Raw genomic sequence first — 8,501 nt, 5'->3', positions numbered from 1 at the left:
TCAAAAATCCCATGTCGATCACTCCGTATGCCTCCAGCTGCTTCAAGCCGAGGCAGGGTTGCACATGGGTCAATTCTCAATGACAATTTTGGCGGTTGCCGGGTCAATTCTCAGTGGCAATCAACACCCATGCACCTGGAACACATGCTTCGCCAGATCGAGCCCGACCGTGATAATCTCCGACATGACCGTCCTCCCTTGTGGATAATCGCAGACCCTCCTTGGCACATCAATGCCGTCGGGGGGCGGTCACATCATCAAGCCCCACCGGCCATTCCGCGTCGGTCAAATCGCTTGCATACCGATCCGCCTTGCGTTCGTATCGTTTCCGGATGATTTCGGTCCAGGCCATCATGATCTCCGTTCGTTCTCACAAACAAACAGAATCATAACCAACTGAAATCACTCAACCCATTCCGATCAGGCTTTGAGACAAGGCCCGGGCTATTTCCAGCGCCGGTGAACCCACAGCCACTGATCCATATGCCGGCGCACCAATGCCTCGAGCCTGTCGTTCAGCTCCTGCATCATCGCCGCCGGTTCGCCCGGGGCGATCGGGTCATCGATCAGGATCCGGAATCTCAGCCCGTCGGGCTGCCGGATCGCGGCGGCCTGCAGCAGCAGCGCGTCATGGCGCAACGCCAGGTCGGCCGCGGTCAGGGCGGTTCTGGCGGGCTGGCCGAAGAAGGTCAGCATCTCGCCATCCCGGGACGCCTGATCGATGGCGATGGCCAGCCAGCCACCGGCCCGAAGATGCCGCAGCATCGCGGCCAGACCACGCCGGCCGCGCGGGAACAGCGGCTCGGATATCGAGGTGATTGCCTCGGTATAATGCGCGTTGAACAGCGGATTGTTCATCGGCCGGTACAGCCCGCCAAAGGGCCAGCCGCGCCCGACCATCGCCGCACGCATGGCGTCGTAGTTGCCGATATGGGCGCAGGCCAGCACCACCGGCCGCTTTTCGGCAAAGGCCGCCTCCAGCGCCGCCAGGCCGGGTCCCTCCATCCGGGCGGTTTCCTGGGTATGGCGGACGAATTCCGCGCCGGAATAGGTCTCGATCATCGAGCGGCCGATATTGTCGGGAACTGCGCGGACCAGCCGCTCGATTTCGGTCCGGTCCAGATCCGGGCGGGTCAGCGCCAGATTCTCGCGGATCCGCCGCCGCCATCCTGCCAGCGGCGCCAGTATCCGGGCGAAGAACCAGCCGGCCGCCGGAAGCCTGCGGTGATAGGGCAGCATCCGGGCCAGCCGGATCACGGCAAGGAAGGCGGCATTGGCCAGACGGTCGCGCAGCGGCGGCGCGCTGGCGCGGTCCTTCGTCCTCTCGTCGCCGTTCCTGCCGCTCATCGATCCTTCCGTGCCGCACGGGTTTCGCGCGACCAGACATAGAGGCCCGCGCTCACGATAATCGCCGCGCCGAGGATGGTCCAGCGATCGGGCAACTGACCGAAGAACAGCCAGCCCCAGAGACCGGCCCAGATCAGGCCGGTATATCCGAAGGGCGCCAGCGCGCCCGCCTCGGCCAGGGAAAAGGCGCGGATCAGCAGCGCCTGGCTGACCGTCCCGAACAGGCCCAGAACGGCGAAGGCCCACAGATCGGCAATCGCGACCGGCTGCCAGAAGAACGGCACCACCAGAGAGGTCAGCGCACCGCCCACGAAGGCCGACCACAGGATCGAGGTGGCCGTAGAATCGCTGCGCACCGCCCGCGTCAGCAACGCGCCCGAGGCATAGGTGAAGGCACCGATCATCGGCAGCAGCGCCGCCGGCTGGAACACCCCCAGCCCGGGACGGATGACGATCATCGCTCCGGCCAGCGCGGCGGCGATGCCGAGGACACGGCGCAGCCCGATCCTCTCACCCAGAAACAGCGCCGCGCCAAGCGTGATCAGCACCGGGTTGGTGTCCATGATCGCGGTTGCCTCGGCCAGCCCGATGAACTGCAGCGAGGTGAAGAACAGCCCGACCGATGCCAGTTGCGTCAGCGCCCGCAGGAATTGCAGCCCGGGCTGGCGGCTGCGCATCAGCGCGGGAATACCGCCCCGGTAGATCAGTGCGACAATGACGATATTGCCGATGAAACGCGCCCAGACGACCTGCACGGGTGAATAGTTCTGGGTCAGGTGCTTGGCCGTCGCATCCATCAGCGTGAAGGACAGGATCGCGAGGCAGATCAGCACGATCCCGGTCGTCTGATCCGCGCCCGGACGACGCAATCCGTCCTGTTCCTGTCCCATCAAGGCGACGGCGCGCCGCAGCAGCCGCATCACCGCCCACCGGCAAAAACGGCCGGATCTGCACCCGGCCGCTTCTTCTTCATGAAAATATCCCCGCCGGAGGCGGAAAGTTCTTTCACAGCAATGCCTTGGCGCGTCCGGTAACGGCTTCGGCGGTGATCCCGAATTCCTTGTACAGCGCCGGCGCCGGGGCCGAGGCGCCAAAGCCCGTCATGCCGACGAAATCCGACTTTTCCTCGCGCCCGCGCTCGCCCAGCAGCAACCAGTCCCAGGGCTGGCGCACGGCCGCCTCGATGGCGACGCGGACCGTGCCGTCCGGCAGGACCTCCTCGCGATAGGCGCGGGCCTGGGCGCGGAACAGCTCCATCGAGGGAACCGAGACGACGCGGGTCGGCGTTCCGTCGGCTTCCAGCGCCTCGCGGGCGGTCACCGCGATCTCGACCTCCGAGCCGGTCGCCATCAGTACCACCGCGGGCTTGCCGCCCGAGGCCTCGCGCAGCACATAGGCGCCGCGCGCCGACAGGTTCTCGTCGTGATGACTGCTGCGCAGCGTCGGCAGGTTCTGTCGCGACAGCGCCAGCACCGAGGGGCGATCCGTCTGCGACAGCGCCAGTTCCCAGGCCTCGGCGGTCTCGACCTGATCGCAGGGACGCAGGGTCAGGATGTTCGGCGTCGCCCGGCAGATCGCCAGATGCTCGATCGGCTGATGGGTCGGGCCGTCCTCGCCGAGGCCGATGCTGTCATGGGTCATCACATAGACGACCGGCAGCCCCATCAGTGCCGACAGCCGGATCGCGCCGCGGGCATAATCGGTGAAGGTCAGGAAGGTGCCGCCATAGGGGCGGAAGCCGCCATGCAGCCAGATGCCGTTCATCGCCGCCGCCATGCCATGTTCGCGGATGCCGTAATGGACATAGCGGCCCAGCCGGTTCTCGGGGCCGAAGGCGGACATGTCGCCGGTCTTGGTGTTGTTCGAGCCGGTCAGGTCGGCCGATCCGCCGAAATTTTCGGGCATATGCGGGTTCAGCACTTCCAGCACGTTCTCGCTGGCCTTGCGGGTGGCGACCTTGGGCTTGCCCTCGGCGCTCTGGGTCTTCAGCGCGGTGATGGTCGGGGACAGATGCGGGTTCGCGCCGTTGCCGATGCGGCGGCTGAACTCGTCGCGGCTGTCGCTGGACAGCGCGGCGACCCGGGCTTCCCAGGCGGCGCGCGTCTCGCCGCCGCGGGCGCCGATCGCGCGCCAGTCGCGGGCGATGCCTTCGGGGATCTCGAAGGCCGGGGCGGTCCAACCATAGACGCGGCGGGTGGCGGCGATTTCCTCGGCCCCGAGGGGCGAGCCATGCGCCTTGGCGCTGTCAGAGCGGGTGGGGGCACCGAAGCCGATCACGGTCTTGCAGTCGACCAGCACCGGGCGGCCGTCATCCTGCGCGGCCTCGCGCAGCGCGCGGTCGATATCGGCGGCGTCGTGACCGTCGCAGGACAGCACCCGCCAGCCCGAGGCGGCGAAACGCGCCTTCTGGTCGGTCCGGTCCGACAGGCTGACGCGGCCGTCGATGGTGATGTCGTTATTGTCCCACAGCACGATCAGCCGGCCCAGCTTCTGCGCGCCGGCCAGGCCCACGGCCTCCTGGCTGATGCCCTCCATCAGGCAGCCGTCGCCGGCGATGACCCAGGTGCGGTGATCGCAGAGCTCCGATCCGAATTCGGCCCGCATCGCCTCTTCCGCCATGGCCATGCCGACGGCGGTCGAGATGCCCTGGCCCAGCGGGCCGGTGGTGGTCTCGACCCCCTCGACATGGCCGTATTCGGGATGGCCGGCGGTGATATGGCCAAGCTGACGGAAGTTGCGGATCTGCTCCATCGTCATCTGCTTGTAGCCGGTCAGGTGCAGCAGCGCGTAGATCAGCATCGAGCCATGGCCCGCCGACAGCACGAAGCGGTCGCGGTCGAACCAGTGCGGGGCGCTTGCGTCGAATTTCAGGTGGTTCCGGAACAGCACCGTGGCGACATCGGCCATGCCCATCGGCATGCCCGGATGGCCGGAATTCGCGGCCTCGACCGCATCCATTGCCAGCACACGGATCGCGCTGGCCAGTTTCCAGTGGTCGGGGTCGGCCTTGCGGCGGGCGTCGATATCCATGGCGGCTCCTTCGGGCTGAGAGGCTTTGCTGCCCTGTTAGGGGCGAAGCCGCGCCGTTGCAAGCACCGCGCCGCGCCCGCGCAGGACCGGCTAGTCGCGGGTGCCGCCGGCCGGTTGCAGCGGCCGGATGCGCAGGCGGGTGATGCGGTTCTCGCGCCGGGTGACCACCTCGAAGCGATAGCCGTGGAAGGAAAAGACCTGACCCGGTTCCGGGATCGACTGGGCCATGTGGATGACCAGGCCGGCGACGGTATTGGCCTCGTCATCGGGCAGGTTCCAGTCCAGTTGCCGGTTCAGGTCGCGGATGGTCATGCCGCCATCGACGCTGTAATCGCCCTGCGCGTTCGGCATCAGGGTCTGGTCGGCGTCGGTGTCATGCTCGTCGGTGATCTCGCCCACGATTTCTTCAAGGATATCCTCCAGCGTCAGCAGCCCGCGAAGGCTGCCATATTCGTCCACCACCAGCGCGAAATGCGTCCGCCGTTTCAGGAATTCGCGCATCTGTTCGTCCAGCGCCGTGGTGTCGGGGACGAAATAGGGCTTCATCGCCACCGCCATGATGTCGAAATCCTCCAGCACCGCGGCGCGGTCGGCGCCTTCGCGCACCGCCTTGTTGACGGCCCGCAGCAGGTCCTTGGCATGGACCACGCCGACGACATTCTCGCGCTCGCCCCGATAGACGGGCAGGCGGGTATGCGGGCTGGAGAGCACCAGATCGAGGATCTGCGGCGCCGGCAGGGCGGCATCGATCATCTCGATGCCGGAACGGTGGCGCATGATTTCCTCGACCGTGCGGTTGCCCAGATCCAGCGCCCCCAGCAGCCGGTCGCGATCCTCCTTCTGCACCGTGCCCGAGGCATGGCCGATGGACAGTGCCCCGGCGATTTCCTCATGGACTGAGAACATATGCGAGCCGGGATCGGTCTTCAGCCCGAAGAGACCAAGGATGCCGCGCACGATCAGCCTTACCACGGCGACGATCGGCGACAGGATCAGCGTGACCCAGCGGATCGGCCGGGCGACGCGGGTGGCCACCGCCTCGGGCGCCGAGATGGCATAGGTCTTGGGCATCACCTCGGAAAAGATCAGCACCAGCACCGTCATCACCAGCGTCGCGATTGCCACTCCGCTCGAGCCGAGCAGCCGGGTGAACAGTGCCGTGGCAAGGCTGGCCGAAAGGATGTTGACGACATTGTTGCCCAGCAGGATCGCCCCGATCAGCCTTTCGCTGTCCTCGGTAAGCTGCACCGCCGCGATCGCGCCGGGATCGCCGCGGTCGGCACGGACGCGCAGCTTGGCGCGGCTCGAGGCGGTCAGGGCTGTCTCCGAGCCGGAAAAGAAGGCCGAGAGCAGCAGCAGAACAAGAATCGCCGCGCTGGTGGTCCAGAAGGCGGCGTCGAACACAGTCGAGGGATCGTCCATGGGTCCTTATCGGTTCCGGTCGGTGGGTGACCCGTCCCGCATCCGGGGCCGGGCCAGGGGATGATGGTTCAGCACCAGATCGCGCATGCGCTGGTCCAGAACATGGGTATAGATCTCGGTCGTGCCCAGATCGGCATGGCCAAGCAGGGTCTGGATGCTGCGCAGATCGGCGCCGCCCTCCAGCAGATGGGTGGCGAAGGCGTGGCGGATCACATGCGGGGTGACGCGGGCCGGATCGACGCCGGCGGCAACGGCGATGTCGTTCAGCAGCCGGCCAAAGCTCTGCCGCGGCAGGTGGCCGCCGGCGGCTGGGGCCGGAAACAGCCAGCGCGCGCCGCGCCCCGCGACCAGCCGGCCCAGCCGGCTGTTGCCGGGCGCCTGATCGCGCAGCGCCAGCCAAGCGGCCAGCGCCTGCCGCGCGGGTGGCGTCAGCGGCACCATCCGGTCCTTGCCGCCCTTGCCACGGATCAGCAGCGCCGCCGGATCGCCCCGGCAGGCTGCAACGGGCAGGGCCACAAGCTCGCTGACCCGCATGCCGGTGGCATAAAGCATCTCGATCAGGCACAGGTTGCGGGCGCGTTCCTCGGTGTTGCGGCCGATCTTCGGCGCGGCCACCAGCATCGCCTCGACCTCGGCGCGCGACAGCGTCTGGGGCAGCCGCTGCGCCCGGCCGGGCCCGGTGATCCTTATCGCCGGGTCGTCCTCGCGCCAGCCTTCCTCCAGCGCGAAGCGGGTGAATTGCCGGATCGAGGACAGCCGCCGCGCCCGCGTCGCCCGCGACAGGCCCTGCGCGTCGCAATGGGCGAGGTAGTCCTCGACCGTCTCGCGGCTCAGATCGGCCAGCGCCGCGCCGCGCCCGGACAGCCAGTCCGACAGGTCGCGCAGGTCGCGGCCATAGGCCAAAAGCGTGTTCTGCGCGGCACCGGACTCGGCCGCCTGCGCGTCCAGAAAGGTTGAAATGGCGCGGTGATCGGGCAGGGCCATGGTCAGGGCGTCCCGGTCATCTGCGGCCGCAGCGACAGCTGCGTCGCGGCCAGATCGGCGTCATCCGCCAGCCCGAGCGCGTGCAGCATGGCCAGACCGCGCGCCGCCCGCGCCAGATCGCCCTCGATCCCGGCATCGATATCGGTCAGCGCCGCCAGCAGCGCCTCGCCCTGCCGCTCGGCCGGGGGGGCGGGCGTGTCGGCCTGCAGTTCCGGCAGCACCGGTTCGGGCTGCGGCACCACAAGGCCCTGCCATTGCCGCAGCCGGCTGGCGATCGCGCCGGCCTCATCCCCGGCCGAGCCGGTCTCGGGCAGGTCGGCCGCGATCATCGCCGCCAGCACATCGGCCATGCCGGCCTTTCGGAACTCGTCGAAGGCGCGGGGCAGGGCGGTCAGGGGATCGCCCGCCGCGATGGCCGCCTCCAGCGTCCGCATGGCGCCGGCTCGTTCCCAGACCCCGCCCGAGGCGGCGGGTTTCTGTTCGGCATAGATCTGGCGCAGCCGCGTGGCCGGGATCGCGCCGGCCCGCGCCAGCCGCTCGGCCCCCTCGAGCCGCGCCTTCCAGCCATTGTTCAGCCGCAGGTCGGATTGCGCGAAGGCCAGCGGCAGCGGCGTGGTTGGCAGCGGCTGGCCGATGGCCTCGTGGATGCGGAATTCCAGCGGCGTCATGCGCGGCGCGGGGGTGAGGGTGTCGCCGCCATCGACGAAGGTATCGTCCAGGAAATGCGTCAGCAGCAGCGCCTGATGCGCGTCGATCAGGCCAAGGGTCTCGGCGCCGCGTAGGCTGATCGCGGCGGCGGCCCAGTCGCCGGTCTGGGCGAGGCAGAAGATGCGCGCGGCAAAGCTGGGCGCGACGCCGGGGCTGCTGTCCATGAAGCCGCAGGCGCGGGCCTCGTCGCCCTGCAGCAGCGCGATATCGAACAGGCGGCGGAACACCTCGGCATCGCCGGGCCCGGCGGTCAGCAGCAGCGCCGCCGCCTGATCCAGCGCGCCCATGTCCAGCAGCCGGTCGGCCCGCGCCAGAAACAGCGCGCCGCGCGCGCCGCCATCCGCGGTGGGCGGGGTCAGCTGCGCGGTCAGGACCCGTTGCAGCAGCGCATTCATCGCCGGCAGCCGCGCCGGGGTCCGCAGGATCTGTTCGGCAAGGCCGGTCGCATCGCTGCCCTGCCACAGCCCGATCGGCAGCCCGGCCCTGCGCGCGGTGATTGTGCCCGCCGCATCCGGGTTGCCGCCGTCCAGCCGCGAGACCTGCACCGGACCGACCGCGCCGCTGGCCGCGACCGGCTGGGTCCGTTCGGGGATGCGCGGCGGGCGCTGCCCGGGCCGCCATGCCGAGGCCTCGCGCTGCGGGGCCTGCACGCTGCCCGACAGCCAGTCGCTGGCCGACAGCGGTTCCCGCGCGGCGACGGGCAGGGCCAGTCCGCCCGACAGGGCCGCACAGGTCAGGGCCAGCGCCGGGATCACCCGGCGCGTCCCGCGCATTGAAGGGGCAGGGCGGTCAGTCACCCGCATCTCCGTCCGTCGCGGTCACGGTGCCGGCGATCGGGCTGCGCACCTCCTGCCGCCTGGGCTCCATATCGCCCAGATAGGCATAACCGATGAGGCCGATCAGCCCCGCCAGAATCAGCACCACCAGAACCTTGATCAACCGCATCGAATTTGCCTCGCTCGCCCGGATTTCGTTGCTTTCCGGCGCTTCGCCCGCCGGTTGGGGCGGAA

At 68.7% G+C, this 8,501-nt stretch carries 8 protein-coding genes; all 8 read right to left on the bottom strand.

Going from position 1 to position 8,501, the window contains the following annotated elements:
- Nucleotides 1–229 precede the first annotated feature (229 nt).
- The 8 genes from KNW02_RS21115 to KNW02_RS12005 all read right to left on the bottom strand — a co-directional run bounded on the left by KNW02_RS21115 (nucleotide 230) and on the right by KNW02_RS12005 (nucleotide 8,436).
- Nucleotides 230–355: a hypothetical protein gene (locus tag KNW02_RS21115; protein WP_256447720.1), complete on the bottom strand. Its 126-nt coding sequence runs from the start codon at nucleotides 353–355 to the stop codon at nucleotides 230–232.
- 89 nt (nucleotides 356–444) lie between these two features.
- Nucleotides 445–1,347 carry a lysophospholipid acyltransferase family protein gene (locus tag KNW02_RS12035; protein WP_216033516.1) on the bottom strand — a complete coding sequence of 301 codons (903 nt, stop codon included), beginning with the start codon at nucleotides 1,345–1,347 and terminating at the stop codon, nucleotides 445–447.
- The gene (locus tag KNW02_RS12030) at nucleotides 1,344–2,267 is read right to left on the bottom strand and encodes a DMT family transporter (RefSeq protein ID WP_216033515.1); all 924 of its coding nucleotides are present in this window, start codon (nucleotides 2,265–2,267) and stop codon (nucleotides 1,344–1,346) included. Before KNW02_RS12030 ends, KNW02_RS12035 begins: the two co-directional genes overlap by 4 nt.
- 85 nt (nucleotides 2,268–2,352) lie before the next feature.
- Nucleotides 2,353–4,377 (bottom strand): transketolase, encoded by a 2,025-nt coding sequence (tkt, locus tag KNW02_RS12025; RefSeq protein WP_216033514.1) that lies wholly within the window; start codon nucleotides 4,375–4,377, stop codon nucleotides 2,353–2,355.
- Between the two features lie 90 nt (nucleotides 4,378–4,467).
- A complete protein-coding gene (locus KNW02_RS12020; protein WP_216033513.1) occupies nucleotides 4,468–5,799 on the bottom strand; it encodes an HlyC/CorC family transporter in 1,332 nt (443 codons plus the stop codon).
- Nucleotides 5,800–5,805: 6 nt separating this feature from the next.
- Nucleotides 5,806–6,783, bottom strand: a complete 978-nt coding sequence (locus KNW02_RS12015; protein ID WP_216033512.1) for a site-specific tyrosine recombinase XerD — start codon at nucleotides 6,781–6,783, stop codon at nucleotides 5,806–5,808.
- 2 nt (nucleotides 6,784–6,785) lie between these two features.
- Complete coding sequence (locus tag KNW02_RS12010; protein ID WP_348524722.1) at nucleotides 6,786–8,288, bottom strand: hypothetical protein; 1,503 nt, start codon at nucleotides 8,286–8,288, stop codon at nucleotides 6,786–6,788.
- A complete protein-coding gene (locus KNW02_RS12005; protein WP_216033511.1) occupies nucleotides 8,281–8,436 on the bottom strand; it encodes a hypothetical protein in 156 nt (51 codons plus the stop codon). The genes KNW02_RS12010 and KNW02_RS12005 overlap by 8 nt, the downstream gene beginning before the upstream one ends.
- Between the last annotated feature and the right edge of the window lie 65 nt (nucleotides 8,437–8,501).

This window comes from Paracoccus marinaquae (assembly GCF_018860165.1).
In the GTDB taxonomy this organism is placed as follows: Bacteria; Pseudomonadota; Alphaproteobacteria; order Rhodobacterales; family Rhodobacteraceae; genus Paracoccus; species Paracoccus marinaquae.
The sequence above is the reverse complement of the archived record's forward strand: the minus strand, read 5'-3'. Positions and strand labels throughout refer to the sequence as shown.

Coding starts and splice junctions, on each gene's coding strand:
- KNW02_RS12015 (WP_216033512.1), bottom strand. CDS start 6,783: ATGGCCCTGCCCGATCACCGCGCCATTTCAACCTTTCTGGACGCGCAG.
- KNW02_RS12035 (WP_216033516.1), bottom strand. CDS start 1,347: ATGAGCGGCAGGAACGGCGACGAGAGGACGAAGGACCGCGCCAGCGCG.
- KNW02_RS12030 (WP_216033515.1), bottom strand. CDS start 2,267: ATGCGGCTGCTGCGGCGCGCCGTCGCCTTGATGGGACAGGAACAGGAC.
- KNW02_RS12005 (WP_216033511.1), bottom strand. CDS start 8,436: ATGCGGTTGATCAAGGTTCTGGTGGTGCTGATTCTGGCGGGGCTGATC.
- KNW02_RS21115 (WP_256447720.1), bottom strand. CDS start 355: ATGATGGCCTGGACCGAAATCATCCGGAAACGATACGAACGCAAGGCG.
- KNW02_RS12020 (WP_216033513.1), bottom strand. CDS start 5,799: ATGGACGATCCCTCGACTGTGTTCGACGCCGCCTTCTGGACCACCAGC.
- tkt (WP_216033514.1), bottom strand. CDS start 4,377: ATGGATATCGACGCCCGCCGCAAGGCCGACCCCGACCACTGGAAACTG.